The organism is Chryseobacterium hagamense, assembly GCF_007991455.1.
In the GTDB taxonomy this organism is placed as follows: domain Bacteria; phylum Bacteroidota; class Bacteroidia; order Flavobacteriales; family Weeksellaceae; genus Chryseobacterium; species Chryseobacterium hagamense.
Genome location: NZ_BJYJ01000013.1, coordinates 65,395 through 91,708, shown reverse-complemented (window position 1 = coordinate 91,708; position 26,314 = coordinate 65,395). Strand labels below are relative to the sequence as shown.

At 42.9% G+C, this 26,314-nt stretch carries 26 protein-coding genes; 13 read left to right on the top strand and 13 right to left on the bottom strand.

The genetic code is table 11. From position 1 onward, the window contains the following. Positions 1-2 precede the first annotated feature (2 nt). The 3 genes from CHA01nite_RS12525 to CHA01nite_RS12515 all read right to left on the bottom strand — a co-directional run bounded on the left by CHA01nite_RS12525 (position 3) and on the right by CHA01nite_RS12515 (position 1,813). Positions 3-479 carry a hypothetical protein gene (locus CHA01nite_RS12525; RefSeq protein WP_146941841.1) on the bottom strand — a complete coding sequence of 159 codons (477 nt, stop codon included), beginning with the start codon at positions 477-479 and terminating at the stop codon, positions 3-5. Further along, positions 476-994, bottom strand: a complete 519-nt coding sequence (gene idi / locus CHA01nite_RS12520; RefSeq protein ID WP_146941839.1) for an isopentenyl-diphosphate Delta-isomerase — start codon at positions 992-994, stop codon at positions 476-478. Before idi ends, CHA01nite_RS12525 begins: the two co-directional genes overlap by 4 nt. A 177-nt stretch (positions 995-1,171) precedes the next feature. After that, positions 1,172-1,813 carry a hypothetical protein gene (locus CHA01nite_RS12515; RefSeq protein ID WP_170234730.1) on the bottom strand — a complete coding sequence of 214 codons (642 nt, stop codon included), beginning with the start codon at positions 1,811-1,813 and terminating at the stop codon, positions 1,172-1,174. A gap of 209 nt (positions 1,814-2,022) precedes the next feature. Between CHA01nite_RS12515 and CHA01nite_RS12510 the strand changes: the two genes are divergently transcribed. Next, positions 2,023-2,433 carry an LNS2 domain-containing protein gene (locus CHA01nite_RS12510; RefSeq protein ID WP_146941924.1) on the top strand — a complete coding sequence of 137 codons (411 nt, stop codon included), beginning with the start codon at positions 2,023-2,025 and terminating at the stop codon, positions 2,431-2,433. Between the two features lie 89 nt (positions 2,434-2,522). Then, complete coding sequence (locus CHA01nite_RS12505; RefSeq protein ID WP_146941835.1) at positions 2,523-3,482, top strand: D-2-hydroxyacid dehydrogenase; 960 nt, start codon at positions 2,523-2,525, stop codon at positions 3,480-3,482. Between the two features lie 181 nt (positions 3,483-3,663). On the opposite strand, the gene mscL is transcribed toward CHA01nite_RS12505, so the two are convergent. After that, complete coding sequence (gene mscL / locus CHA01nite_RS12500) at positions 3,664-4,053, bottom strand: large conductance mechanosensitive channel protein MscL (RefSeq protein WP_146941833.1); 390 nt, start codon at positions 4,051-4,053, stop codon at positions 3,664-3,666. A gap of 188 nt (positions 4,054-4,241) precedes the next feature. Here mscL and CHA01nite_RS12495 point away from each other — a divergent pair, with 188 nt between their 5' ends. Beyond that, positions 4,242-5,756, top strand: coding sequence for an NAD(P)H-hydrate dehydratase (locus CHA01nite_RS12495; RefSeq protein WP_146941831.1), 1,515 nt, complete (start codon positions 4,242-4,244; stop codon positions 5,754-5,756). Positions 5,757-6,118: 362 nt separating this feature from the next. On the opposite strand, the gene lgt is transcribed toward CHA01nite_RS12495, so the two are convergent. Together lgt and yidD are read right to left on the bottom strand one after the other, a co-directional pair. Continuing rightward, the gene (gene lgt / locus CHA01nite_RS12490; protein WP_228458411.1) at positions 6,119-6,985 is read right to left on the bottom strand and encodes a prolipoprotein diacylglyceryl transferase; all 867 of its coding nucleotides are present in this window, start codon (positions 6,983-6,985) and stop codon (positions 6,119-6,121) included. A 435-nt stretch (positions 6,986-7,420) separates the two neighbouring features. Next, a complete protein-coding gene (gene yidD / locus CHA01nite_RS12485) occupies positions 7,421-7,663 on the bottom strand; it encodes a membrane protein insertion efficiency factor YidD (protein ID WP_174771824.1) in 243 nt (80 codons plus the stop codon). A gap of 188 nt (positions 7,664-7,851) precedes the next feature. Here yidD and CHA01nite_RS12480 point away from each other — a divergent pair, with 188 nt between their 5' ends. Then, positions 7,852-9,129 (top strand): replication-associated recombination protein A, encoded by a 1,278-nt coding sequence (locus CHA01nite_RS12480; protein ID WP_146941829.1) that lies wholly within the window; start codon positions 7,852-7,854, stop codon positions 9,127-9,129. A 47-nt stretch (positions 9,130-9,176) separates the two neighbouring features. Here the strand turns inward: CHA01nite_RS12480 and CHA01nite_RS12475 are convergent, their stop codons facing one another. The 5 genes from CHA01nite_RS12475 to CHA01nite_RS12455 form a co-directional block, all read right to left on the bottom strand. Continuing rightward, positions 9,177-9,617, bottom strand: coding sequence for a hypothetical protein (locus CHA01nite_RS12475; RefSeq protein WP_146941827.1), 441 nt, complete (start codon positions 9,615-9,617; stop codon positions 9,177-9,179). A 102-nt stretch (positions 9,618-9,719) separates the two neighbouring features. Then, positions 9,720-11,942, bottom strand: coding sequence for a DUF2339 domain-containing protein (locus tag CHA01nite_RS12470; RefSeq protein ID WP_146941825.1), 2,223 nt, complete (start codon positions 11,940-11,942; stop codon positions 9,720-9,722). Positions 11,943-12,091: 149 nt separating this feature from the next. After that, positions 12,092-12,835, bottom strand: a complete 744-nt coding sequence (locus CHA01nite_RS12465; protein WP_146941822.1) for a hypothetical protein — start codon at positions 12,833-12,835, stop codon at positions 12,092-12,094. A 340-nt stretch (positions 12,836-13,175) separates the two neighbouring features. Further along, a complete protein-coding gene (gene pheA, locus CHA01nite_RS12460; RefSeq protein WP_146941820.1) occupies positions 13,176-14,024 on the bottom strand; it encodes a prephenate dehydratase in 849 nt (282 codons plus the stop codon). 138 nt (positions 14,025-14,162) lie between these two features. Next, positions 14,163-14,573 (bottom strand): acyl-CoA thioesterase, encoded by a 411-nt coding sequence (locus tag CHA01nite_RS12455; protein WP_146941818.1) that lies wholly within the window; start codon positions 14,571-14,573, stop codon positions 14,163-14,165. Positions 14,574-14,710: 137 nt separating this feature from the next. Here CHA01nite_RS12455 and dnaA point away from each other — a divergent pair, with 137 nt between their 5' ends. The 3 genes from dnaA (at position 14,711) to CHA01nite_RS12440 (ending at position 17,436) form a co-directional block, all read left to right on the top strand. Then, positions 14,711-16,165 (top strand): chromosomal replication initiator protein DnaA, encoded by a 1,455-nt coding sequence (dnaA, locus tag CHA01nite_RS12450; RefSeq protein WP_146941815.1) that lies wholly within the window; start codon positions 14,711-14,713, stop codon positions 16,163-16,165. An 83-nt stretch (positions 16,166-16,248) separates the two neighbouring features. Then, the gene (locus CHA01nite_RS12445) at positions 16,249-16,698 is read left to right on the top strand and encodes a low molecular weight protein-tyrosine-phosphatase (protein ID WP_146941813.1); all 450 of its coding nucleotides are present in this window, start codon (positions 16,249-16,251) and stop codon (positions 16,696-16,698) included. 39 nt (positions 16,699-16,737) lie between these two features. Next, the gene (locus tag CHA01nite_RS12440) at positions 16,738-17,436 is read left to right on the top strand and encodes an SAM-dependent methyltransferase (protein ID WP_146941811.1); all 699 of its coding nucleotides are present in this window, start codon (positions 16,738-16,740) and stop codon (positions 17,434-17,436) included. 359 nt (positions 17,437-17,795) lie between these two features. Here CHA01nite_RS12440 and CHA01nite_RS12435 read toward each other — a convergent pair whose 3' ends face one another. Then, positions 17,796-18,617, bottom strand: a complete 822-nt coding sequence (locus CHA01nite_RS12435; RefSeq protein WP_146941809.1) for a DUF4349 domain-containing protein — start codon at positions 18,615-18,617, stop codon at positions 17,796-17,798. A 121-nt stretch (positions 18,618-18,738) separates the two neighbouring features. On the opposite strand from CHA01nite_RS12435, the gene CHA01nite_RS12430 reads away from it, so the two are divergent. Beyond that, entirely contained in the window at positions 18,739-19,806 is a 1,068-nt protein-coding gene (locus tag CHA01nite_RS12430) for a DUF2891 domain-containing protein (protein WP_146941807.1), read from the top strand. A gap of 113 nt (positions 19,807-19,919) precedes the next feature. Here CHA01nite_RS12430 and CHA01nite_RS12425 read toward each other — a convergent pair whose 3' ends face one another. Further along, positions 19,920-20,393 carry an Mpo1 family 2-hydroxy fatty acid dioxygenase gene (locus tag CHA01nite_RS12425; RefSeq protein ID WP_228458410.1) on the bottom strand — a complete coding sequence of 158 codons (474 nt, stop codon included), beginning with the start codon at positions 20,391-20,393 and terminating at the stop codon, positions 19,920-19,922. 70 nt (positions 20,394-20,463) lie between these two features. Between CHA01nite_RS12425 and CHA01nite_RS12420 the strand changes: the two genes are divergently transcribed. The 5 genes from CHA01nite_RS12420 to CHA01nite_RS12400 all read left to right on the top strand — a co-directional run bounded on the left by CHA01nite_RS12420 (position 20,464) and on the right by CHA01nite_RS12400 (position 26,217). Then, complete coding sequence (locus tag CHA01nite_RS12420; protein WP_146941803.1) at positions 20,464-21,309, top strand: helix-turn-helix domain-containing protein; 846 nt, start codon at positions 20,464-20,466, stop codon at positions 21,307-21,309. Positions 21,310-21,398: 89 nt separating this feature from the next. Next, positions 21,399-22,709 (top strand): TolC family protein, encoded by a 1,311-nt coding sequence (locus CHA01nite_RS12415; RefSeq protein ID WP_146941799.1) that lies wholly within the window; start codon positions 21,399-21,401, stop codon positions 22,707-22,709. Between the two features lie 16 nt (positions 22,710-22,725). Continuing rightward, positions 22,726-23,841 carry an HlyD family secretion protein gene (locus CHA01nite_RS12410; RefSeq protein ID WP_146941797.1) on the top strand — a complete coding sequence of 372 codons (1,116 nt, stop codon included), beginning with the start codon at positions 22,726-22,728 and terminating at the stop codon, positions 23,839-23,841. 70 nt (positions 23,842-23,911) lie between these two features. Then, entirely contained in the window at positions 23,912-25,501 is a 1,590-nt protein-coding gene (locus tag CHA01nite_RS12405; RefSeq protein ID WP_146941795.1) for an MFS transporter, read from the top strand. Positions 25,502-25,674: 173 nt separating this feature from the next. After that, on the top strand, positions 25,675-26,217 hold the full coding sequence (locus tag CHA01nite_RS12400; RefSeq protein ID WP_146941793.1) for a P-loop NTPase family protein: 543 nt from the start codon (positions 25,675-25,677) through the stop codon (positions 26,215-26,217). Positions 26,218-26,314 lie beyond the last annotated feature (97 nt).

Below are 26,314 nucleotides of genomic sequence, written 5' to 3'. Positions count from 1 at the left end.
TTTTATTTCTTTATTTTAAAACTGTCAAAAGCTTCGTTGAAAAGCTTCGCATAATTTCCGTTCCAGTATTTCTGCCCGCAGTTGACGGTGACGAGAAACAGGTCTTTATCCTTCTGAAGAACTTTGGTGATCCAGAACAGCTTCTGCTTTTCATCAAAATGTTCGTACCGGTATTCGGTGTAGCCTTTCTTTCCGCTTCTGGATCTGATCTTGCTTTCGTCATCGGAGGAATGATAAAGGGCCAGGATGAACTTTTTGGTTTCCGTTTTCGGAAGGTTCAGGCCGTGGTATTCCGAGATGGTGACGGCGCCGACTTCGTTGCCTGGGAAAATATTGATGATGTTGCTGTCATCCGTTACTTTCCAGCCTTCCGGAAGCGTGATGGAATAGTTCTCATTTTCATAGACTTTTGTAGGAACCGACTGGGAAAACACCAGCGATCCGGTAAAAAGAAATCCGGCTGCAATTAATTTTTTCATCGGGTTGCAAAATAATGTTTGTATTCTTCCAGGATGATTTTGAACCATTCTGTAAAATGGTCAGGCTGCCCGGTCATTTCTTGATCGAGGTCTTCCATGGAAATGTAGCGTACTTCTTCTACTTCGTCGATATTCAGGTGGAATTCATCTTCAAAAACCCCGGTGAAAACATGGTCAAGTTCATGTTCCCAGAGTCCGTTGCCGACATCGGCTTTATAGATAAAATTAAATTTATGAGTCAGTTCCGCATCGATGCCCAGTTCTTCCTTGAGCCTTCTTCTGGCGCCTTCCAGATAAGTTTCTTCCATTCTGGGATGCGAGCAGACGGCGTTGGTCCATTTCAGAGGGGAGTGGTATTTGCCGGAAGCCCTTTTCTGGAGCAGCATTTCGCCGTTCCGGTTGAAGAGAAAAACGGAGAAAGCACGGTGTAACAGGCCGTTGACATGAGCCTGCTGCTTTTCCATAAGGCCAAGAACTTCATCTTCGGGATTCACTAAAACTACGAATTCTTCCATTTCTACAAATGTAAGTGTAATAAATGTATTTTGGAAATTTTTGGTGAAACATCATGGTTTTTTGAATGGCCGTAGCCCTGTCGTTTGCTGAAGCCAGCTGTTGCTGATCAATCCTGTTCGTTTCAATAAAAAAGCCGTTTCCCGAAAGGCAAACCGCATGTTGTGAGTGGTTGAAAATCACCTTACGTCTTTCCAGATATTCCGGTGAAGGGTTTTGATCGTATTTCCTTTGATAACGAACCGGTCAGGTCCCATGATGTAGCCTGTTTCTCCATGGCTGTAGGTCATTAAATTATAATCAACCGTTACGGTATCTCCTTTTTGCCTGAAAGCCAGTGACCGGAAATCCGAGAAATCGGAAGAAGAATTCGGTGCTTGGTAAAAATCCTGTTTAATTAACTGTTCTGCTGCGGCATCTTTCCGAAACCATTTTCTCACCAGATTCTTTTGTGCCTGGGAACCTTGTTTTCCGAGACCTAAAGCAGCAGTAAGCCCGCAACTGTCTTCTTCGCAGCCGGAACCTCCCAAGCCGCTGTATAAGGCCGCAATGGCTTTTAATGGTTCAGTGAGTTTGGCAATATCATCTGCATTAATTTTTCCGGGAGTATCCTGGGATCCGGTGATTAAGCGGTAGGTTTCCGTTTTTGCGAGCTCTTCAGTTTCTTCGACCGGAGTATGATCTTTTTCAGGCGGGGTCATGGTGATGCTGTCAGAATAATGGGAAACTGCTTTTTCCGGTCTGTCTTTTTTACTGCATAAAAAAATCATTACGATACAGATTGCAAAGGTCAGCAATTGAAATCTCATAGTTGATTTCATATTTTAGAATTCTCAAAAATACCATATTAAAAGGTTAAAAAGTTCTTATACCTTTAAAAAGAGAAATTAGAAGTATCATCGTCAGAAAACGGAGGGGTTGCAAATATTATTCTTAAAACAAATATTTTCTGAGTAAAAATTTAATATAAAGTAAGTTTAACCCATCTCTTTACGGCAAAAACCCTAACTTTGTGATTCAAATTTTTATGATGGAATTAGAATACATAGATCACTTGAGTCCGATTCTGAAGGACGGCGTAAAAAATTATTTAATTGATATCGACGGAACCATTACCGAAGACGTTCCGAATGAAGAACCGGAAAGAATGGTGACCTGTGAACCTTTCCCGGATGCCCTGGAAACCATCAACAAATGGTATGACGAAGGCCACCAGATCTGTTTCTTCACTTCAAGAACCGAAAACCTGAAGCAGATTACCATCGACTGGCTGGATAAGCACGGTTTCAAATACCACAGCGTGTTATGCGGAAAACCGAGGGGAGGGAACTACCACTGGATCGATAACCATCTGGTAAGGGCTACACGGTACAAAGGGAGGTTTACCGATCTTGTGGAAAAGCAGGTAACGATTGAGGTATTCAAAGAAGAGGAAGAATAAAAAATTTACCGGTAAGATTAAACGATTAAATGTTGCGGAAGCAGGGTTGATCTTTAGTTTTTTTAATAATTAAATCAATAAAAAGTTTTATGAAAGTTTTAGCAAACGACGGCCTGGACCAGTCCGGGATTGATGCATTGACGGAGAAAGGTTTTGAAGTAATCACCACCAAAGTTCCGCAGGAGCAATTGGTTGATTATATCAATGAACATAAGATCCGTACGGTTTTGGTGCGCAGCGCCACGCAGATCCGTAAAGACCTTATTGATCAGTGCCCTTCAATCGAGATCATCGGGAGAGGCGGGGTAGGAATGGATAATATTGATGTAGACTACGCCAGAGGAAAAGGCATCCATGTGATTAATACGCCTTCGGCTTCTTCAGAATCTGTGGCTGAGCTGGTTTTTGCCCACCTGTTTTCAGGAGCAAGATTCTTACAGGACTCCAACAGGAAAATGCCGGTGGTTGGCGATACCGAGTTTGCCGGTCTTAAGAAGGCGTATTCTGCCGGAATTGAACTGAAAGAAAAAACGATCGGAATCGTAGGAATGGGACGGATCGGACAGGAGGTTGCCAAGATCGCCTTAGGCCTGGGAATGCGAGTGATCGCGGCCGACAGCAATGTCGGGAACGCCAGTATTAAAGTAAAATTCTATAACAACCAGTTCATCAATGTGGACATCGAAACGGAACCACTTCAGGATGTGCTGAAACATTCGGACTTTATCACCCTTCACGTTCCGGCCCAGAAAGACGGCTACATGATCGGGAGAAATGAATTTAAGATGATGAAGGATGGCGTGGCAATCGTCAACTGCTCCAGAGGAGGCGTTATCGATGAAGCAGCCCTGATTGAAGCGCTGGATTCGGGAAAAGTGAAGTTTGCAGGGCTTGATGTATTCATCAACGAACCTACACCTTCCAAAGACATCCTTACCCATCCGAAAATATCCATGACTCCGCACACGGGAGCCGCTACCCTGGAAGCCCAGGACCGGATCGGACTTTCACTGGCCGAACAGATCTCCAGCATTTTACAGATTCAGTAAGAAATTCAATATTGAAACAGATAACAAAGCACTTCGGATGAAGTGCTTTGTTATTTAACCTGAATTTTATACTCTTTATTTTAAACAGTCGGTGAAAGAAAACAGAGGTTACTGAAAAAAACGTCCAGCCAGCTTTCCTCTTACAATCTTTTAATCCGGTTTTTACTTCGGGTTCAGCATATTATAAACTGCTTTTGCTTTTCAGCAGGTCCCTGATTTCAGCCAGAAGCTTCTGGTCTTCAGTTGGTCCGGCAGGAACTACCGGTACAGGTTCCGGCTTTCTGTTCAGTTTATTGATCGCCGTAATCAGAAGAAACAGGACCAGGGCTACAATGAAAAAGCTGATTACTGCCGACAGGAAACTTCCGTATTTGACGCCGTTCCATGATAGCTCGGCAATATTCTTCACATGGGCTTTCTCCAGAGCCGGGTTTAAAAGCAGAGGCGTAATGATGTCATCGACAAATGATTTTACGATCGCACTGAACGCTGCACCGATGATCACCCCTACGGCAAGGTCAAGGACATTCCCCTTGAAGGCAAATTGTTTAAATTCTTTTACAAATCCCATAACGTATTTTTTTTGGTTTATTATTCAGAAAAATAAAGGATTAAGGTACAAAAAAAAATGAATTCTTTAGTTCCGGATTACAATTTTAGCGGATAATTCGAAAAAAGTAGTTTTATTCATGTCATAGGACAATTTTTTTTAGCATTAGTTTTCGTAAATTGCTGGGGAAACACTAATAGCATTCAGATATGAAAATCTTTACAGCAGAGCAAATTCAAAGGGGAGACCGGTATACCATTGAACATGAGCCCGTGCTTTCCATACAGCTTATGGAAAGGGCTGCAGAATCCTGCGTCAACTGGATTTCCGAAAACTGTAAGAACCACCGGAATTTTGCCATTTTCTGCGGGAACGGAAATAATGGCGGCGATGGCTTCGCTATTGCCAGGATGTTGTATCAGAAAGGTTTTGATATCGATGTTTTTACCAATTCAAAAGCTAAATTTTCTCCCGATGCCCAAAACAACTTCAGGGAGCTGAAGGAAATTTCCGGGATTTCGGTAAGGGAATTCAGGGAAGCGAAAGACTACCGTTTCGACAGCAGGACGGTGATTATCGATGCGCTTTTCGGTACCGGATTATCAAGACCTCTGGAGGGAGAATTCAAAGACCTGGTCGAATTATTAAACAGGACCGCCAATATCAAAATCTCCATCGATCTGCCGTCCGGACTTTTTGCCGATTCGGTTTCTCCGGAAGGGAACTCTGTCTTTAAAGCCGATTATACCCTCAGCTTCCAGTTCTGGAAAAAGACGTTTCTCCACCCCGAAACCGGTAAATATGCCGGAAAAGTACGGATTCTGGATATTCAGATCAGTGAGGATTACATTGCCGAAACGGAAACGGAAAATTTTGTGATCAACGATAAAGCGGTGAAGCAGATCTTTAAGCCGAGACAGGAATTTTCCCATAAAGGCACCTATGGAAAAGTAGTGATTATCGGAGGAAGCTATGGTAAAATGGGAGCAGCAGTTTTGTCAACAAAAGCAGCCCTGAAAACCGGGGCCGGCCTTACATTCACCCTTGCTCCGAAATGCGGTTACGAGATTTTACAGACCTCCAATCCTGAAGCGATGTTCCTTGAAGGCGGGACGGAGTTTATTAATCATATTGAAGCAGATGACCAGGCTGTTTACGGGGCAGGGCCCGGGCTCGGAACCCATGAAGAAACGGTAAAAACTTTCCTCAGCTTTTTAAAAGCACACGCAAAACCTTTGATTCTGGACGCCGATGCGCTCAACATGATTTCACAGGAACCTGAAAATATAAAGCTGATCCCTGAAGGATCCGTCATCACGCCTCATCCCAAAGAATTCGAAAGGCTGTTCGGAGCTACGGGGAATTCTTTTGAACGGGTTGAGCTCGCAAAAACCAAGGCCAGAGAACATCATCTTTATATTGTTTTGAAAGACCACCGGACCCAGGTGGTAACGCCTGAAGGAAAGGTCTATTACAACGTTACGGGAAATTCCGGACTGGCCAAAGGAGGGAGCGGGGATATCCTGACGGGAATCATCACCTCATTTTCGGCACAGAACTATACCCAGGAAGAAGCCGCTATTTTAGGTGTCTGGTTCCATGGCCGGGCCGCAGAATTCGCTTCCGAAAAGTATTCGAAAGAATCGATGCTTCCAACCGATGTCATCCATGAATTCGGAAGGGTGTTTACTGAACTGAATGAATTGGTGGTGAGAGCGTTGTAACGATCGTTATAACGCTGAAATATTAATAGAACGAGGGCTCAGCCGATTTTACTGATTATTAATCCTAAGATGAATTCGAAAGTATATGGCTTATATTCGGTTGTTTAATTGATTTAAAATAAAGTTAAAATTATTCCGCCAGGATTTTATATAGATTCCTCTTGGCAGAATGGATAAATGATTCACGCTGCGGATAGGATTTTATCACACTCTATAGAAAGCCGTCCTTTCGGGACTTTAAGACAACATTATAGATCATATTCAACCTGTTAATCCGGATTCTTCTTTTACTTAAGACTATTGTAAATAAAAAAGCAAGCCTGCATCATACAGACTTGCCTTTTTTTATTTTGAATCAATTTTTACTCAGGCTTTTCGTTTTCTGCCTGGGTAATTCTGAATTTTTTAGAAATTATCATAATAATAACACCGGCGATCATGAAAGGAATGGAGAGGACCTGGCCGGTATTCAGTCCGCCGAACTGGATGAATTCGTCGCCCTGAGGCTCTTTCAGGAATTCCACAAAGAACCGGATGGCCCAAAGAATGATGAAGAATAATCCGAACAGCCATCCCTGCTGGTATTTTTTATTGGTTTTTCTGTACAGGATCCATAGCAGCACAAAAAGGCAGACGTAGCCGAAAGCTTCAAAGAGCTGTGACGGATAACGCGGAACCGTTACGCCGTATTCGCTGCTCTGCTGCGGGAAAAGCAAGGCAAAGGGGGAGTTGGGATCAGCTGGCTTGCCAATGATCTCCGAATTGAAGAAGTTTCCTAACCGTACAAAAGCGCCGCCCAGGGAAACCACGATTCCCAAACGGTCATACACCCAGAACGGATTCTTTTTGATGATTTTAAATGAATAATATAAAGTGGTAAGGATCAGGGCAATGGTAGCCCCATGGCTGGCCAGTCCGGAAAATCCGGTGAATTTCAATCCGTTCTTGGTGCTGATGGGCAGGAACACACTCCAGAAATCTTCTTTGAAAAGTTCGGGCTGGTAGAAAATAACGTGCCCCATTCTTGCTCCGAGGATGGTTCCGATCAGGGTCCATGTGAAAAGCGGCTCCAGGTATTTCTGGTTCACATTATCGATCTTGAAGATCCTGTTCATCAGCAGATAACCGAAACCGAAAGCAAAAATGAACATCAGGCTGTAAAAATGAAGGGTCACCGGGCCAAGTTCGATGCCTTTTGAAGGGTTCCAGATTTTGAAAGGCGTATCCAGGCTCACCTGGTCGGCTTCTGTGATCGGCTTCCGGATTTTTACGGCATATCTGAAAGTTCCCACATTGTCATTGGTTGCCGGCGTGTCGATCAGTCTGAAGTTTTTATCCAGAAACTGATAATGAACCATTTTATATTTGGCTAAAGTTGCCGTACTGTAATTGACATAAGCCGGTTCAAAGTTGGTTTCGTTGAGAATAACCAATACATTTTCTTTAATCGGTTTATCTGCAAATTCATTGAGGTCCTGAACTTCTGTTGTGGAATAGATTTTAACGGGAACGTTCGTGGAATTAACGTGCAGGGTTCCGTCGGACAGGCCATCGGAATAGTTCTGTGCAAAAAGACACTGGGTAATCAGCGCAAAAATGACGAGATACATTCTGAAAAAAATATTGCTCATTGCTATTTTTTTAATAGTTTGTTTGTTTAAATATTACTTCTTTGGCGGTACCGGATCATATCCGCTTCCGCCCCACGGATGGCATCTTGAAATTCTTCTTACACCGAGCCACAATCCTTTGAAAATCCCGTGAACCTGCAGCGCCTGTATCATGTAATGGGAGCATGTAGGCTGATAACGGCAGTTTTTGGGAAGCAGCGGCGAAATAAACCATTGGTAAAACCGGATAAAGATTACCAAAGGGAAAGTGATTATTTTGTTGAATGTAAGTTTCAAAACAATGCAAAAATAGGGTAAAAAATTGAAAATTAGTTTAAATTTGTTAGAACTTTAAGTGCATTGAAGGGCTGTTTACCGGAGAAATTCTGGCGTTTGCAGATTTATTTATCCTACCGGATAAATCCGGAAAATCTTTATTGGTTTGAACGTTGCTCTTAATTTAATTATACTTAAATCTTAAAATTTTGAATCAAAATATTCCATTAGCTGAAAAACTGAGACCTAAAATGCTGGACGATGTGCTCGGACAGGAGCATCTGACGGGCGAGAGAGGGACCATCAGGAAAATGATGCAGAACAATTCCCTGAACTCCATGATATTCTGGGGACCGCCGGGCACCGGAAAAACAACGCTGGCCGAGATCATCTCGGAGAACTCGGGACGGAAGTTTTACAAGCTTTCGGCGGTTTCATCAGGTGTAAAAGATGTCCGTGACGTAATTGAAGATGCGAAGAAGCAAAACCTGTTTTCCGGGAAATCACCGATCCTGTTTATTGATGAAATTCACCGGTTCAATAAATCCCAGCAGGATTCCCTGCTCCATGCGGTGGAAAAAGGCTGGATCGTCCTGATCGGGGCCACAACGGAAAACCCCAGCTTTGAAGTGGTTTCGGCATTGCTGTCCAGGAGCCAGGTGTATGTTTTAAAAGCACTGACTTACGAAAAGCTGGAAGAACTGATCGATACTGCTTCCGGAAGATACAACCTGGATGAGCACACTTCTTTTAAAATTACCGAAAAAGAGGCCTTTATCCAGTATTCAGGCGGCGATGCAAGGAAGCTGATCAATTCTGTGGAGCTGGTGCTGAACCAGTTTAAGAATTCGGGGAAAACTGAGATCATTAATGAAGATGTCCTGGAAGTGCTTCAGGAAAACATGGCGCTGTATGATAAGAACGGGGAACAGCACTATGATATTATTTCGGCATTCATTAAATCCATGCGGGGGAGCGATCCCAACGGTGCCGTGTACTGGCTCGCGAGAATGCTGGCCGGCGGGGAAGATATTAAGTTTATCGCCAGAAGAATGCTGATCCTGGCATCGGAGGATATCGGTCTGGCCAATCCGAATGCACTTGTCATTGCGAACAACTGTTTCCAGGCGGTGAATGTTATCGGGAATCCCGAAGCGCGAATCATCCTGAGTGAAACGGCGGTGTATCTGGCTGTTTCACCCAAAAGCAATTCTACCTATATGGCGATCAACGAAGCGTTGGCTTTGGTAAAGAAAACGGGGAATCTGCCGGTACCGCTGCATCTCAGAAATGCACCGACCAAGCTGATGAAAGATCTCGATTATGGCAAAGAATACAAATATGCCCATTCTTATGACGGTAATTTTGTAGATCAGACGTTCCTGCCGGAAGAAATCAAGGATGCCCGGCTTTATGAACCCGGAAACAATGCCACCGAAAAGAAAATCTACGACGAGCTGAAAAAGAAATGGAACAATAAATATTAAAAGGATACTCTGCGGAGTATCCTTTGCTTTACGTATGACTGTAAGAATTATTTTTTTGTAGTAATGGACACGGCCTTGCTTCCTTTGTTATCGACTACCTGAACATCGATCAGCAGGTCTCCGAAAACTTTCATGTCCGTATCGGCAAATTCGTATCCGTCAATCAGGACAGGCGTATTTTTTTCAAGATTGTATTGTGCGTTAAGATCCGACAGCGGCAACCGGTCCAGAGCACCCAATCCCGGTTTCAGCTTGTATTCTACCAATCCGTTTCCCGCGATGGCATTGAACTTTTTCAGGTTTTGAGGAAGTTCTGCCGCAGATTTGAAAGTACGTGAACTCTGTACAAAACCTTTAAGATTTGTACTGTTGAACATATCCACCGTTCCGACCACATCATTGGCAACGGCAAACCGGGTTGATGCATTCTTCTGTGCAAACAGCGTTGCCGAAGACAAAAGTAAAAAAGAGTAGAATAATTTTTTCATAATGGTTTAGGAATAAGCAATGATTAAAACGTGATAAATATAGTTATTTTTTGGAAAACGGGAATGAAATTTATGATAATATAGAAATCAGAGAAATACGTTTTAAGGAAATGTATTTCCGGGATCCGTATTTTCTTCTTTTCTCTCCACCATATTCCGGATGATTTTTTTTACCCTCTGAAAAAGGAATGAACTTAACAGCAGGATAATTCCGAGCATGATGAATGCGATAATTCTTGAGACATTATCCATTTCCCAGACGTCATAAGCATAAAGCTTGAAGATCATTAGGGAGATAAGCACAAAGCCGGCTTTATTATATTCCGCTGTTCCGCTTTTCAGTCCTTTGTAAAGGAAGAGGCTGGCAAGCACGGCCCATATAATAGGAAGGTAAAGCAGGCTGAAATGTTTCGTCAGCGGAGCCATATCAGAAAAGTGACCGGCACGGGACATTATATATATATGGTATAGCTCACCACTCACTGCAACGGTGAAAGTAAGTAAGACGGCCCAATAAGAAAGTTTGATTTTAAAAAAATCGGATTTGGCTAAAAGGGATGCCATGATCACAGCAAACGGGATCCAGTACAGCAGGTAAGCAGGATAATAGGCGAAAGGCAGTTTTCCCGATAAACAATCTGAAATGATCCCGGAACCGGAAATTAACGTATTGATGATTATCAATACAAAAAATATATACAGGAGAATTACTTCCAGAATTTTGTTAAGTTCCAGCTTTCTCCTGAATAGCAGGATAATAAAAATAAAGAACAGGCTGTACAGCATGGCCGTACTGAAGATCACGATCCATGGCTTTTCTGAAAGGTGGTAAACAATTTCCAGCAGAAGCGCTATGTAAATGACCCCGTAGCTCACTACCGCAAACATATTCTTGAAGAGACCGGTTTTCTCATCCTTGAAATCCTCCAGTTTTCTCAGTAAGATTAGATTCACGAAAGTGGCAGTTACCGTAACGGCACTGGTCAGGAATACCGGATTGAAAACAACGGCCAGGTTTTTAGTATCAATATATCCGGTCCAGGTAATCAGTTGGGCCATGATGACCAGGGGAAACAGGATATAAAAACAGCGTTTAAAGATATTCAGTTGAGTCCTTTTCCAGATGAACAGCATCAGTGTTGATTCGATTGCCCAGAGACTTGTTATCAGATGCGTCTTAAACTGCAAGGCAACGGCTGCGGTAAAAAGACTTACTGCAATCCCTGCAAAAACGGAATAGGGAATTTCGAATTTCCTGCGGGCGTATTCCCGGTACAGCAGGCTGAGGTTCACCAGCGCAAAAATAACAGGGAAAATAACCACCGGCTCGTACCTCAGGGTCTCAAAGAGGTAAACCAGTCCGGTAATACTCGTAAAGTTAATCAGTACCAGCATCAAAATATCATACGGAAGCAGGAGGTTATTTTTATTATAATCCCGTAGGGCAAACAGATAAAAAACAAGGTAAGTGATGATATAAAAATATACACTTCGCATTTCCGCGTGTTCCGCGGTCCAGTAAGCCAGATAAACGGTTGTAAACAGAAAAGAGATCCAACCGGCACGCTTCCAGTTCTTAAGGAAAGCAATGGCCAGCATTCCTATATTCAGGATGGTAAGATATGAAAAGAGAAAAAGGTAATTGTTTTCTCCGGAACTGATCATCAGGGGAGCGAGAAAACCTCCGGACAATGAAAAAACATTCAGGGTTTCACTGTTGTAAAAGGATGAAATCAGGATACAGATCAGCGTTATAAAACAGATGATCCCGAAGGCAGACATCTGAGAAAACAGGTGGTATTCCCGGAAGGCGATGGTAATCGTGAAATACAGGACGGCAATACCTCCTCCGGTAATGATGGAAGCAAATACAGCATAATTTTTTCTCAGGAAATGTCCCAGACCTATAATTCCTGTACCTGCCAGAACACCGATTCCCACGCGTGATGTTTCACCAATCCAGTTTTTGTCCAGGGCATATTTTACAAAATAACCGATGCCCAGCACCAGCGTAAAAATTCCGATGATGGTTAAAGCATTCTGTTTCAGGAATTCAAATGCCGGTGAGAGCCGGTCTTCGTCCTGTTTAGGATGCTGTTTATCATCCGCGGGCCCGGGCGAACTGGATACCGGAGTTTCCTGTATTGCGGTAGTCTCAGCAGTTTCAGGGGGTTGCCGAACGGTGTCCGGACGCTTATAAAAAACATCCTCGTTTATTTTCCGCTTCAGTTCGGCAATTTCCCGTTCCAGTCTTCTGATCCTTCCGTTGTAATTGGTAAAGATAAAGAGGGCCAGCAGGGTGATAATGATAATTGCATACGTCATTTCAGATCATTGGTCTACCAAATATAGTCAAATGTTTACATCGGTAAAAAATTAATCCACTATACCTGGTATAGTGGATTAAAATTAAGATATAGTGATTAACACGGTTAGTAAATAGATTGTATAAGATTTATTTTAATAAGATAATTTTAGTTAGATACTTTATAAATATAGAAGGAACTTGTACTGGTACCCAGGATATTTCCGTCCAGTAATGATGATCCTGTAAGTCCGAAGGAAATCTTATCCCCTGCTTGTAAAGGGTAGAGGGAATTCACGCTGGATTCCGAAATCGTCAGGCTGAGAAGTCCTAAATTCGCTCCGCTGAATGATCTGCTGTCGATCAGTGTGGATACTCCGTTCCTGGTTCTTACAATCCCTACTCCCGGAGCATTCGCTAATAAAGCTGCCTGAATTCCAGTGCCGTAACGGAAAGAAAATCCCATAGCATAAATGCCTGTACTCGGTACATTGTAAGTGTTGTCAGTATCTGTAAAAACTGCAGAAGCTCCTACTGTTCTTTCTGCGTTTATGAAATTTACAGACTGAAAACCCGTTGGGAAAACAGTAGCGGATACCAGAGTGACCCCAGATGTTTTTCTGGCAGCATACACCGAAGCGGCAACGCCTGTTGTTCCTCCGGAAGTCGCAAGGTCCGCAATAAGCTGCGGATTCAATCGTGATACTTCAAAATCACCGCCCGTATTCTGGTTGATGGCCAGGATCTGGTATCCTGTAGTGGACGCAGCGGTAGGAGCCTGCCTGATTTTTAAATTTCCGTTTATGTCCAGGGTTGCCTGCGGAGTGGTGGTATTAATACCTACTGCACCACTCTGGGCCGCAAAAGGAAGTGCCATTAGTGCTAAAACGGCACTGCAAATTTTAGTTTTCATGTTCATAAAATTTAATTTAGTTAGAGGTTTATTCTCAGATAGTTTTTCACAAATATAGCATCAAATACCATGCAGAAGGCTAATTTAAATTAAATTTTTTTTGTTTTTTTAACGTTATTAGTGAAAATATTATTTAAATATTGTGTTTATATTGAATTATTTTCAAAAAATATAATTTGTCAATAATTAGAGAAATATAAAAAGAGAAGGTTCTTCTTTTGCCTGTTTATGGGATGGTGAAAGGATTCAGCAATTCCAGCAGATTATACTTAAAAATTTGAATTATCTGGATTTGATACTGAATCAGCAGGGATTAATAAATTAATGGTACATAATTCTGTCAGCTTTTCAGAAGAAATTCTTTATAATTTCCTAAAAAACCGGTATGGGTACCCAAAGCTGCCAATTCTTCCAGGGCGTGGTAGTGCATGGCAGATTCCCAACGGCCAACGACATTAATGAAAAAGAAATAATTTCCAAGCCCCGTTTTCAGGGTTCTTGATTCTATTTTACTGAGATTCATTTTCCGCCAGGCAAAAACCGAAAGTACCTGGTGGAGCCCTCCGGCGTGGTCTTCGGGAAGGGTAATCAGCAATCCCGATTTTTCGCCCAGAACTTCGAGATCGTCATTCGTATATTCTTCCTGCTGTTTAGAGATAATAATAAATCGGGTATGATTCTGCTCAATATCCTGGATATCCCGGTGAATGATCTTCAGATCGTACAGATTTGCGGCAAATTGGTTGGCTACTGCCGCCAGGCTTCTTTCCGGGTTTTCGGAAACGTGTTTTGCCGCCGCCGCCGTGGAGGAATATTCCTGTTTCGGAATCCCTTTAAACCGGGAATCCAGAAAATGAAAGCTTTGCGCCAGTGCCTGCGGATGGGAATAAATTTTCTCTATATTATCAATGTCACAGTCCGGATGAACCATCAGATGGTGGGCAATGGGCATTACTGCTTCCGCTTCGATTCTGATATCCCTGGTTTTATAGAGGTAGTCCAAAGTCAGGGAAACTGTGCCTTCAATGGAATTTTCCAGCGGAACGACGGCTTTGTCGGCTTCTCCCTGTTCAACGGCTTTGAAGCAGTCCAGGATGTTGGCCTGCGGCAAAAGTTCTCCGACAGGAAAAAGCTGGCTGGCGGCTAATTGGGTAAAACTGGCGTACGGGCCTAAAAATGCAATCTTCATAATCTTTCTTTTAAATTCATATGCTGAAAAGAATGCAAGGTAAGTATATTCTTTCTTTTCAGTGTTTTCTAACGGCTAAAATTCCGGCATCAGCCTCTCTTTTCCGGCTTTTGTACTGTTCTCTGCTTCGGGCTCAAATTACTTATTCCAGTGGGCCTCAATAAGCTTCATCAGGTAGTCTGGGCATTTTACCACTTTATTGGTCCGGGCATCCAGGAAAAAGAGGGTAGTGGAGGCTTCCGTAATTTTTATATTCTGCTCATTGAAAATTTCATATTCAAATTCGATCCTTACGCCCGGAATTTTTTTTACATAGGTATGGATTTCCAATTTTTCATCATAAAAAGCAGGTCTCAGGTACTTGATTTTATACTCTGAAACAGGCAGCCAAATTCCTTGATTTTCAATCTCATTATACGACATTCCGATGCTGCGGAAAAGTTCTACCCTGCCGATTTCGAGATACTCTGCATAGTTGCCGTAATAAACGTATTTCATTGGGTCTGTTTCTCCGTAACGTACTCGTAATGAGTGTTTTGTGTGTATCATTTTTAAGGCCTATTTATACATACAAATATATTTTTAAATAATCAATAAGTGCAAAATTTTTTTTTGAAATAAAAATTATGGACCTTTGTCCTCCTTCTAAATAGAGTACTAACAAAGAATTAATCGGGGCATAGTTTATGGATGAAAATTTAATGATGATATGGCAGAGGTGCCTTCAGTTTATGCGCGATAATCTCAACGCAGCTGAAGATAGTTCTGACCTGAAAAAACTTGAAAAATCTTTCGATCTTTTGTTCGATAAGGTGCGGCCGCTTTCTTTGGTGGACAACAACCTTACCCTGATCGTTCCGAGTGATTTTTACAAGGAATATATAGAGGATAATTACCTGTCCCTCCTTTCGGCTGCCCTGAAAAAAAATATCGGAAAAGGAGTGAAATTATGGTATTCCGTAATCGAAAACAAACCTGCGGGTCTGGATAAGCCGATTACCATGAATATGAAAGGCAAAAGCACGCCTACACCGAAAGTGCAGGAGACGATGCCTCAAGGCTTTTCATCCAATATCGTAAATCCTTTCGTCGTTCCGGGAATCAAGAAGGTCAATATTAATTCCAACCTGAAAGCAGATTTTTCTTTTGACAATTATATAGAAGGGGAAAGCAATAAATTTGCAGCTACCGTAGCAAGATCGATTGCCAAAAGACCCGGAGCCACGGCTTTCAATCCTTTATTTTTATACGGAGGATACGGAGTCGGGAAAACCCACCTTGGCCAGGCCGTAGGTCTGGAAGTAAAAAGCCAGTTCCCGGATAAGATCGTTCTTTATCTTTCTTCAGAAAAGTTTATCCAGCAGTTTATTTCTGCTGCAAAGGCTCATAAACAGACCGAATTTGCGAATTTCTACCAGATGGTGGATGTACTGATTATCGATGATATCCAGTTCCTTTCCGGAAAATCGGCAACCCAGGACAGTTTCTTCCATATTTTCGACCACCTGCACCAGAACGGAAAACAGATCATTTTGACTTCCGATAAGGCGCCGGCTGATATTATGGACATCCAGGACCGGATCGTTTCCCGCTTCAAATGGGGGCTTTCTGCAGAGATCAAATCACCGGACATTTCTACCCGTAAGAAAATCATTATCGATAAACTGAGCAGGGACGGAATCGTTCTTCCTGATGATATGCTCGATTTTCTGGCAGCAGAAGCAAAAACCAACGTAAGGGAGCTGATCGGGATTATTAATTCAGTGATTGCTTATTCTACCGTGTATAAAACGGATCTTAGCCTTGAGTTACTGAAGGAGACCATCAGCAAAATTGCCGCTACCCAGAAAAAGGTGATCAATATTCCTTATATCCAGGAGGTGGTATGCGATTATTTCGGGATTAAAAAAGAGCAGCTTTTATCCAAAACCAGAAAACGGGAAATTGCACTTCCGAGACAGTTGGCGATGTATTTCTCCAAAGAACTTACCAATTCCACCTTTACCAAAATCGGTGCTGAAATGGGAGGGAAGGACCACTCAACGGTTATGTATGCCTGCGATACGATTAAAGATGTTTCAAAGATCGATAAGGAGATCAAGAAATATGTGAAAGAACTGGGCGAAAGAATCAGACAGTAAGAATACCTGTTATCAATATAGAAATGGAGAATAATTTTATTCTCCATTTTTTATTTAGCTTTGTAGCTTAATTAATTTGAACAATGAACATATTAATGGTATGCCTCGGAAACATCTGCCGGAGTCCGCTGGCCGAAGGGATTATGAAGACAAAGGTTCCTGATGGCTTTCTGATCGATTCTGCCGGAACGATTTCTATGCACGAGGGCAAACATCCCGATAAAAGAGCTGTTGAAACGGCTGCAAAACACGGAATCGATATCTCAAAGCAGAGATCCAGGCCAATTACAGCCGGGGATTTTGAAAAGTTCGATAAAATTTACTGTATGGATATCGATGTGATGGCGGACGTGGTGTCAAAAGCCCGTACCGAAAAGCAGAGACAGAAAGTTTCGCTTTTCCTGGAAGTTCTTGGAGATCATGAAAATGCCGAGGTTCCGGATCCCTACTGGGGCGGAGCAGACGAATTTGAAAATGTTTTTCAGCTTTTGGAAGGAGGCTGCAACAAAATTGCCGGACAGATCTTATCTTAACAATCCATCCATTCTATTTCAAATAAAAATTATATCAAAATGCTTTTTTTACTTCCTGCTTATCTCTCGGAAAACACCTCCATCACCCACTTTGCGCCTGTTATTAAAGATTACCTCATGCAGACGGACTACTTCTTCGTTGAAAATGAAAAAACGGCCCGAAAGGTGGTTAAGTTTTTCGCACCTGATAAAAAACAATCTGATCTGAAACTCTTTCTCCTTGATAAATACACGGAAAACGCCGATATTAACGAAGCGCAGGAGCTGATGCTGAAAGGTCAGGATTTCGGGCTGCTTTCTGAAGCGGGGCTGCCGTGTATTGCCGATCCCGGTAACCTGATGGTAAAGTGGTGTCATGAAAAAAACATCCGTGTCGTACCGATTTCCGGTCCGTCATCCATCATTCTGGCTTTGATCTCCAGCGGTTTCAACGGGCAGGAGTTTACCTTCAACGGCTATCTTCCGATTGAGAAAGGGGAAAAGAAAAAACAGATCCTGCAACTGGAAAGCCTGGTGCAGAAAACAGGCTACTCCCAGATCTTTATGGAAACCCCTTACCGCAACAATGCACTTTTCGAAGACCTCACGAAGTTTCTTTCACCGAATACCAAACTCTGTATCGCCGCAAACATCAACGATCCCGAACACGAATTTATCAAAACGAAAACCATTAAGGAATGGCAGAAACAAAAACCGGAACTGCATAAGATTCCGGCGGTGTTTGTACTGGGGAAATAGTTTTCAAATAGTCCCACACCGATTTTGCAGATGGCGTAATTTTTTTTTAAGGAATTTTTCGACATAAAAATGAAGGTCTCATCCCGCTGGTTTTAGGCGGTTAAGGAAAATAAATTTGCTGAGCGAAGCGAATCCGTACGCTTTAGCAATCAGCTTGCTGATTTCTTATTTACTACCTTTGAATATGCATCCGAAAAGTAAAGACTTTGCGTTAAATAAATCTCAAGCCGATTTACAGCGTATCTTGTTAAAGTGTTGATTTTTATTTTAATAGAGAGCTTATTCTGTTGAAATTAATCTGCAAAATCTGCGAGAAAAACTTCCGGCACCCTGCATCCCTCTTCCAGCCGTTCTGTAAATTACTTTTTTCTATTTCTCCATTTTCTCCACAGAAACACGATTACCGGAACCAGCAGAAGAAACGGCCATAACGAAATAATGCCTAAAAGGAATTCGACAAAGCTGTTCCAGCCTTCCTTTAAGGAATCGCCGAACCGGCTTCCGAAACCGATTCGTGATGTCGCTGAGCTTCTTACTTTTTCCTTGTACAGGCTCAGGTTGAGGGTGCTGTAGTTTACGCGGTCGTCGATAAAACGGAGCCGCCCTTCCGATACGTCGATCTCATCTTCCAAATCGCGGATATTTTCCTGGATTTCCAGCATATCCTTTGTTGTTTTGGCGCTTTTCAGCATTTCCCTGTATTTTTCAAGGTAGATCTTCTTATTGGCAAGCTTGATTGAAACATCGGTGTACTCCTCCGTGACATCATCAGACGATATGTTTTTGGAAAGAACGGAGCCGATGCCGTTTGAAAATGAATTGATCAGGGAATCAAAATTTTGGTACGGAACCCGGATGGTCAGATCCAGGTTTTCATCAACATCCGTATTTTGAAATTCTTCTTTCTGTATATATGCCTTGTTATTTTTCAGGAGGATGCTGATCTGGCTCTGAATCTTATTGATATCCGCAACCTGAATTTTCATATTCCCGTTTTTAATGACTTTCTTTGAAATGGTAGTTGTCTTTTCACGTATCGTCTTTTCTGATGAAAATTTGATGGATGCATCTACTTTATCGTGCTGAAGAATATTTACGGAATTGGCATTTAGGGACTGGGGTTCATTTTTCTTACAATAGATAAGAACCAAGCAGCATAAGGCTAAAAATAATTTTTTCATGAATAAAAGTTTTTATCAGTAATATCAAAAATTGTGTTTGAACAACTCTTTCCAAATAAACTTTTAAAGAGGATAAATATTGTATCAGCATAAAGTTATAATAATTTTATATTTTTAAAACATGAAAAAATGTCTTCTAGCCTTTGTGTTTTCTCCGTTTCTGATGTTCGCTCAGGAAATTCCCAAACTTACCGACGAGATGGCGGTAAAGCTTTCTGAGAAACCGTTGCACTGCATCACTCAGGAATATCCGAATAAAACGGCACATATCATCAATACGGCCAGTGAAGTTCCGCTGAGTCCGAAAGACCTGCATCCCAGCTTTTACGGATGTTTCGACTGGCACAGTTCGGTTCACGGGCACTGGATGCTCGTGCGACTGCTGAAGACCAAACCCGATTTGTCCGTGGCGAAAGACATCGAAGCGATCCTTGATAATTCCTTTAAAAAAGAAAATCTGCAGACCGAGGCTGATTATTTCATCAAGTATCAGTTAACCGGGACTTTTGAAAGGACCTACGGGTGGGCGTGGCTCTTAAAGCTCGATGAGGAACTGGCAACCTGGAACCATCCGAAAGCCAAAATCTGGCATCAGAACCTGAAGCCGCTGACCGACAAGATCCTGAGTTCCTGGAAAGCTTTTCTACCGAAACAGACGTATCCCAACCGGACGGGCGTTCATCCGAACACGGCGTTTGCCATGGTTTTCGCGCTGGACTGGGCCAGAGCCACCGGTGATAAAGAGTTTGAAAAACAGCTTATAGAAAAGGCCCGATATTTTTATCTGAACAATACCAAAACCCCGGCTTACCTGGAACCGGACGGATCGGATTTCTTTTCGCCAAGCCTGGAAATTGCCGACCTGATGCGCAGGGTATTGCCGCAGAAAGAATTTGTTTCCTGGCTGAATAAATTTTATGAGAAAAAAAGCCTTGAAAATATTGAAAAAATTCCGGTCGTGAGCGATCTTTCAGATTACCAGACGGTTCACCTGGTCGGTCTGTCTTTTACCCGGGCGTGGTGCATGAAAGGAATTGCCGAATCACTTCCCACAAACCATCGGTTGAAAAGCGAATTTGAGAAAACAGCTGCAAAGTTCTTAAATAATGGGCTGCCTTTGCTTTTCCAGGGGAATTACGGGGGTGACCACTGGCTGGCCAGTTTTGCCGTTTACGCTTTGGAAGACTGATAGGACAGGAGACGGGAAATATTTCTAAAACTCACGGTTTAAAAGTTATGATAAAACCTTATTTTCTGATATTCAGTATTTAACCTCCAGCATCCGGCACCCATCTTCCGGCTTTAATACCTGATCCCCAGTTTCTTCAGAATAAAGCTCAGCAGCCAGATCGGTCCTACCAGCAGGAACTGCAGGTCTTTCAGGAAAGAGGGCTTCTTCCCTTCGATCTTGTGACCGAAAAACTGCAAAATCCAGGTGGCAATGAATATGGAAAGATAGACCATCCAGGAATCCCCTTTGAAACGGATGTTGATTCCGTAGGCAAAACTTTCCATCAGGATCATTACCAGAAACATGATCACGCTGATTAAAACGGAAAGCCGCATGTAAAACAGGGTAACCAGTCCGATGGCAATAAAGCTTACATAGCTGATTTCCCCGATATACCGGAAACCGATGGACTTGGACGGGATCATGGAAATAAAGCCCAGGATGGTCCAGAAAATTAACGGGACACAGATCCAGTGGATCAGCTTATTGGTAGCATTCCTGTGGCTTTCGGCATATTCTGCAAACAGTAAATCGATCTTTCTCATATCGGTCATTTGGAAACCGCTAAAATAATAAAATTTTGCAATCGCTGAAGAGATTGCTTACATTTGTCTTATGTCTGTCCTGGAAAAATTCGGCGTTGAGATTTTTACGCAACACAATATTTTCGAACGTATTGCGGTCGATAAGCCGTTCCGTCCTGATAATCCGGCTTTTATTTTTGTAAAGACCGGTACCATTAAGCTCAAGCAGCATTTCCGGGATCTTGAGCTTTCTGCCAATATGTTTATGGTCACCGATCCGCAGACGGTCTATGAAATGATTTCTGTCAGCGAAGATTTCCAGTCGCGGATGGTTTCCTACAAAAGAGAATTCATCTCGGCTTTATCACTGAAGTTCAACCGTCTCATTACCTATCGATATTTCAGGCAGCAGATGAACATCGGGGTCCCTTTTGAGCCTGCTGAAATGGAAGTCGTCTGGAAAAGTGTGAATTTCCTGAAATACATCCTGAATTCGGAGACTGAAATGACCTATAAAAAAGAAATCGTAGAGCATCTGTTTTCCGTATTCTGCTACCAGATGGCCGGCGTTATTTCCAGGGAAGACAATAATTCCATGAGCCAGATGTCGAGACAGGAGGAAATTGTTTTCGTTTTCCTGAATGATATTGCCAGATATCACCATACCGAGCGCAGCCTGGATTTCTATTCCCAACGGCAATCCATGACAAGCAGACATCTTTCGGCGGTCGTGAAGGAGATTACCGGGAAGCCGGCGAGCCAGATCCTTGCCCTGATCATCATGAATGAGGCAAAAGTACTGCTGAATTCCTCTACAAAGCCTGTTTCCGAGATTTCTTCCATGCTCGGTTTCAGCGATCAGTACTCATTTTCCCATTTTTTCAAAAAACATCTGGGCGAAAGTCCTTCACAGTACAGGAATCAGTTCGAAAGCTGAAATCTTACATCTGAACATCTTTTTCCAATTCTTAAACATTTGTTTGAGCTTTTTACCGCCCTACCTTTGTATCTGTAAAACAAGGTAAAATGGTTAAGAACATAAAAACAGCGCTATCCCTCGTGATAGCCCTATTACCTGCGCTGTTTTTTGCACAGGAAATAAAACAGATGACCGCCGGTGAGGCAGCCGAACTTGCCGTACAGAATCATCAGCAACTGAAAGTTTCGGCACGGAACATCGACATTGCAAGACAGAATAAAAACATTGTCAAACTACAGAAGCTTCCTGCGATCACCGCTTCGACCAGCCAGTTTTATCTGGGTGATGCCGTAGCCATCGACAAAGATTTCTCCAATTCCACCAATATTCCGATGCCGCATTACGGAAGCTCCTATGCGGTTCAGGCTACCCAACTGATCTTTAAAGGCGGATTGGTCAACCGAACCATAGAAATGGCCGGGCTTCGTGAACAGCTTTCGGAACTGGATCTGGAAAAGAACCAACAGGAAGTGAAATTTTTGGTGATTTCCAACTATCTGGATGTGTATAAAATGATCAATCAGCAGAAAGTTTTCGAAAACAATAAAAAACTGGCACAGGAACGGCTGGAAAATATCCGGAAATTTTATCAGCAGGGAATGGTGACACGGAATGAAGTCATCCGTAGCGAGTTGGCGATCAAGAATCTGGATCAGGGAATTTTAACATTGGTCAATAACAGAAAGATCCTCAATTACAATTTGAATCTGGCTCTGGGATTACCGGAAGATACCGAAATCGTTCCCGTGGAAAGCCTGGACATCAAAGAGGCAGGAATCGGAATGCCGTATTATATGAACCTCGCTCATGAAAGCAACCCGTTGTTAAAATCGGCAAAAACCAATATTGACGTCGCCGATAAGAACATCGATATTATTAAAACAGATAAAATGCCTACCATCGCAGGTTTTGGGGGATATTCGGTCCAACGCCCCATCACGACAAGAAATCCGGTTCTGGATATGTATTCCGGAGGGTGGCAGACCGGGATTTCCATCAGTTACAATATTGATAATCTGTACAAAACGAAAGAAAGGGTAAAACTCGGAGAAATCCAGAAGAACCAGGCCGGTGATGCCCTGACGCTGACGCAGCAAAATGTGGATATGGCCGTAAATGCAGCTTATGTAAAATACCAGGAGTCGATACAGCAGGCTGAAATTCTGGATGATGCTAAAAGACTGGCGGAAGAAAACTATAAGATTACCGAAGCCAAATACCTCAACCAGCTGGCCGTACAGGCGGAAATGACCGATGCCCAGAACCAGAAACTGCAGTCGGAGCTGGATTATGCCAATGCTGAAATCAACGTGCTTTACCAGTACTATAATCTTCTGAAATCTACCGGAACCCTATAATTTAAAACTCAAAATAATGGAAAACAAGGAACAGAATATCCAACCCACACCACAGGCTCCCGCTAAAACCGGAGGCGCAGCCAACAAAAAAGAAAGAAAGAAAAATAAAATAAAAGCAGTTGTTTCCAACATCGTCGTTTTTGCCGTGATCGGTTTCGGCCTGTACTGGCTGATTGCCCGGTACTTCCACATCGGCGATAAAACTTATACGGAAGCTGCGCAGGTAGAGGAGTTCATCAATCCGATCAATACCCGGGTCTCCGCTTATATTAAAGAAATTAAATTCATCGAGCATCAGAAAGTAAAAAAAGGCGATACGCTGATGATCCTCGACGACCGCGAGATTCTGACGCAGATCGGACAGGCGGAAGCGGCGTATCAGAACGCCCTGGCCCAACGTGCGGCAACCAGATCATCCGTAAATACCGTTTCCAACAACGTGAATGTCATGGAATCCAACATGGCCGGTGCCAAAGCCCGCCTTTGGAATGCCGAACAGAATTTAAGCCGTTACAAAAACCTGCTGGCTTCCGAAGCCGTAACCCGGCAGCAGTACGACCAGGTGAAAACCGAATATGATGCACAGAAAGCGGCTTATGAAACTTTAGTCAGCCAAAAAAGATCGGCCAGCCTTTCCACCACGGAGGTGAAGAGTAAATTCGGGATCATCGATGCGGAGATTAAGAGAACAAAGTCCGCTTTGGATATGGTAAAAATCAATCTTTCATATACGGTCATTACTGCTCCTTACGATGGGGTGATGGGAAGAAGAACCATTTCCGAAGGACAGCTGATCCAGCCGGGACAGCAGGTGGCGACCATTGTACTGAACGGACAGAAATGGGTGACGGCCAATTTCCTGGAAAGCCAGATGCCGAATGTGAAGATCGGTGAGAAAATGATGATGACCGCCGATGCTTTAGGCGGAAAACAGTTTGAAGGAGTGGTAACCGCGATTTCTGCCGCTACCGGCTCGCGGTATTCCAGTGTTCCTACGGACAATTCTACCGGAAACTTCATTAAAGTCCAGCAGCGGATCCCGGTGCGCATCGAATTTACCGCGGCCAATAAAAAAGAAGACATCGGTAAGCTGAGCGCCGGGATGAACATTAATGTAAATATTAAAAAATAGTCAATTGTCAATGGTAAATGGTCAATTTTAAATTCACAATTGACCATTCACCATTCACAACAAAAATAGTATGTACAACAAAGGATTATACCACGATTGGGTACCAAAACCCGTCCAGCTTTTCCTGATCGTCCTGATTATGGCGGTGGTCATGCCGCTGGGCGGGGTGTATACGGGAAACATCAGCTATATGGTTGGTGGAACCGGTGCGCTTTCAGAATATTATATTTGGGCCAATTACGCTTCGACCATCGGGATGGGAGCCGCCATGCCGATTGTTTTAAGGCTGAAAATGCGGTTTAAGATCCGGGATAAAATCACTTTTGTCCTGATGCTTCTGGGAATTCTGAATTACATCAATGCCACGACCTCAGAACCGGCGGTAATCATCGGAAGTTCCGTGCTGATCGGATTCTGTAAAATGATCGTTTCCATCGAACTGTTTTTACCCGTTATGGCGATGATCGGAAACCGGGGGATGTTTTATGGGGTGTTTTATGCTTTTGTGCTGGTGCTGAATCAATTGGCTGGGTATTGGGCAGTTGAGGTTTCTGTGCTGTACAACTGGCAGCAGTTTTTCATCATCGTCTCCGTACTGTGTTTCGTACTGGCCTTAATCCAGTGGATTTTTATGCATAACCAATATTTTGCCCTGAAGGTTCCGCTGCATTACATCGACTGGCTGAGCATTCTGCTTTTTGTGTCGACCTTTATGTTTTCGGCCTATGTTTTTGCTTTCGGAAAACAGCAGGACTGGCTGAATTCAACAAAGATTATCAATGCGGGTATTGCTGCTTTCGTAAGCTTTGCCCTGTTGGTGACCCGGCAGACCCATCTGAAAAGACCGTATTTGTCTTTTAAGATCTTTTCAAGAAATAATGTCATGCACGGACTGTTCATGCTGCTTTGTCTCGGAATGTTCATGGCGACAGCCTCTATTCAGAATATTTTTGCGGTGGGTGTTCTCGGGTACGATCAGCTGACCAATGCCCGGCTGAACCTGATGATGATTCCCGGGATTCTGCTGGCCGGAACCATTGCCGTCTTCTGGTTTAAAAAAGAGAAACCTCTAAAAATGTATATCTTTTCCGGATTTGCAGCAATGCTGAGCTATTCGGTCATCATGTATTTTTCCATGGTGCTGGAATTCAGTTATGATAACTGGTACCTGCCGTTGTTTCTGAAAGGATTCGGAATGACTGCCCTGTTTATCTCGGTCTGGTTCTATACCCTGGATAAGCTGGAGATGGATGATATGCTGGCAGCCATCGGGCTTGCCCTGGTCTGGAGGACTTTCCTTACGGTAGGCTTATTCTCAGCCTTGTTCTCATGGTTCCAGTATCAGTTCCAGATTGAAAGTTTAGGAAATCTTGCGGTCTACATGGACGGCATGACGGTCACTTCCCAGAATGTAGCCGCCAACCTGAAAACCATTCAGCTGAATGCGATTATTGCAGCCAATAAAAAGATTTTCGGCTACATCGTTGTCGCAGGCTTCGGAATTCTGGTGTACGTTCTTACCCATCATTTCGGAAGGGAACGTATTACTGCGAGGTTTGTACGGCTGCTCAGCGGAAAATCGGTGATCGCCCGGAGAAGGCTCCGCGAAAGAAAAAGATTATCGGAAGAAATAAAAGACGCAGCCGGAACTGCATTTTAAAGAAACCTTGTTTTTCATTTACTCCGAAGCCTCATTTTATTATTGAAATGGGGCTTCTTTTTAGTAACAAATTTTACTCTTACTGATCGTAATGCCAGGGATTGTAAGTTTTGAAGTCTTTTCATTTAAAACGTTTAATTTTGCAGACTGATTATTTATGTTTATTGCTTAAAATGATATTTTTAAACGATTTAGGAAAAAAGATTTGTATCATCGGGCCGAGTTCGGTCGGAAAGTCCACGCTGGCAAAAGCCCTGGCTGAAAAACTACAGGTCAGCATCTGTCACCTGGATCAGATTGCCCATGTACCGGGAACTAACTGGCAACCAAGGGATGAAGAGCTATTCAGAAAAGATCATGACCGGTTTATCGCAGAAAACAGCGGGTGGATCATCGAAGGGAATTACAGTTTTTTGATGAAGGAAAGATTTTTGAATGCCACGGCAGTGATCTGGCTGGATTTTAATGTTCGGGGTTCCGTTCTCCGGTATCTGCTGAGAACATGGAAGGGGTCAGCTTCCCGTCCGGGAAATCTTCCGGGCGCTACCGGGCAGTTTAGCTGGAGCCTGGTAAAATACATTATTTTTAAAGCACCCAAAAACAGGGTAAAATACCGTGAATTTATTGCTGAAACGAAAGTTCCTTTACTGTATCTGTCATCTTTTAATGAGCTGAAAAAATATTTTCGGTTCTGGCAGTTGGAAAGGGAAAACTGAGCGATGTGAACGGTAACTGAATGCAATTCAATAGACAGATGGAAAAAGAAGATATAAATTTAATGTGGGAAACAGTATCTTTGCACCCATAAATAAA

Bases quoted from the DNA above. Each gene is read 5' to 3' on its own strand.
- CHA01nite_RS12525 (WP_146941841.1), bottom strand. From the start codon at position 479: ATGAAAAAATTAATTGCAGCCGGATTTCTTTTTACCGGATCGCTGGTG.
- idi (WP_146941839.1), bottom strand. From the start codon at position 994: ATGGAAGAATTCGTAGTTTTAGTGAATCCCGAAGATGAAGTTCTTGGC.
- CHA01nite_RS12515 (WP_170234730.1), bottom strand. From the start codon at position 1,813: ATGAAATCAACTATGAGATTTCAATTGCTGACCTTTGCAATCTGTATC.
- CHA01nite_RS12510 (WP_146941924.1), top strand. From the start codon at position 2,023: ATGGAATTAGAATACATAGATCACTTGAGTCCGATTCTGAAGGACGGC.
- CHA01nite_RS12505 (WP_146941835.1), top strand. From the start codon at position 2,523: ATGAAAGTTTTAGCAAACGACGGCCTGGACCAGTCCGGGATTGATGCA.
- mscL (WP_146941833.1), bottom strand. From the start codon at position 4,053: ATGGGATTTGTAAAAGAATTTAAACAATTTGCCTTCAAGGGGAATGTC.
- CHA01nite_RS12495 (WP_146941831.1), top strand. From the start codon at position 4,242: ATGAAAATCTTTACAGCAGAGCAAATTCAAAGGGGAGACCGGTATACC.
- CHA01nite_RS12475 (WP_146941827.1), bottom strand. From the start codon at position 9,617: ATGAAAAAATTATTCTACTCTTTTTTACTTTTGTCTTCGGCAACGCTG.
- CHA01nite_RS12470 (WP_146941825.1), bottom strand. From the start codon at position 11,942: ATGACGTATGCAATTATCATTATCACCCTGCTGGCCCTCTTTATCTTT.
- CHA01nite_RS12465 (WP_146941822.1), bottom strand. From the start codon at position 12,835: ATGAAAACTAAAATTTGCAGTGCCGTTTTAGCACTAATGGCACTTCCT.
- pheA (WP_146941820.1), bottom strand. From the start codon at position 14,024: ATGAAGATTGCATTTTTAGGCCCGTACGCCAGTTTTACCCAATTAGCC.
- CHA01nite_RS12455 (WP_146941818.1), bottom strand. From the start codon at position 14,573: ATGATACACACAAAACACTCATTACGAGTACGTTACGGAGAAACAGAC.
- dnaA (WP_146941815.1), top strand. From the start codon at position 14,711: ATGGATGAAAATTTAATGATGATATGGCAGAGGTGCCTTCAGTTTATG.
- CHA01nite_RS12445 (WP_146941813.1), top strand. From the start codon at position 16,249: ATGAACATATTAATGGTATGCCTCGGAAACATCTGCCGGAGTCCGCTG.
- CHA01nite_RS12440 (WP_146941811.1), top strand. From the start codon at position 16,738: ATGCTTTTTTTACTTCCTGCTTATCTCTCGGAAAACACCTCCATCACC.
- CHA01nite_RS12435 (WP_146941809.1), bottom strand. From the start codon at position 18,617: ATGAAAAAATTATTTTTAGCCTTATGCTGCTTGGTTCTTATCTATTGT.
- CHA01nite_RS12430 (WP_146941807.1), top strand. From the start codon at position 18,739: ATGAAAAAATGTCTTCTAGCCTTTGTGTTTTCTCCGTTTCTGATGTTC.
- CHA01nite_RS12425 (WP_228458410.1), bottom strand. From the start codon at position 20,393: ATGAGAAAGATCGATTTACTGTTTGCAGAATATGCCGAAAGCCACAGG.
- CHA01nite_RS12420 (WP_146941803.1), top strand. From the start codon at position 20,464: ATGTCTGTCCTGGAAAAATTCGGCGTTGAGATTTTTACGCAACACAAT.
- CHA01nite_RS12415 (WP_146941799.1), top strand. From the start codon at position 21,399: ATGGTTAAGAACATAAAAACAGCGCTATCCCTCGTGATAGCCCTATTA.
- CHA01nite_RS12410 (WP_146941797.1), top strand. From the start codon at position 22,726: ATGGAAAACAAGGAACAGAATATCCAACCCACACCACAGGCTCCCGCT.
- CHA01nite_RS12405 (WP_146941795.1), top strand. From the start codon at position 23,912: ATGTACAACAAAGGATTATACCACGATTGGGTACCAAAACCCGTCCAG.
- CHA01nite_RS12400 (WP_146941793.1), top strand. From the start codon at position 25,675: ATGATATTTTTAAACGATTTAGGAAAAAAGATTTGTATCATCGGGCCG.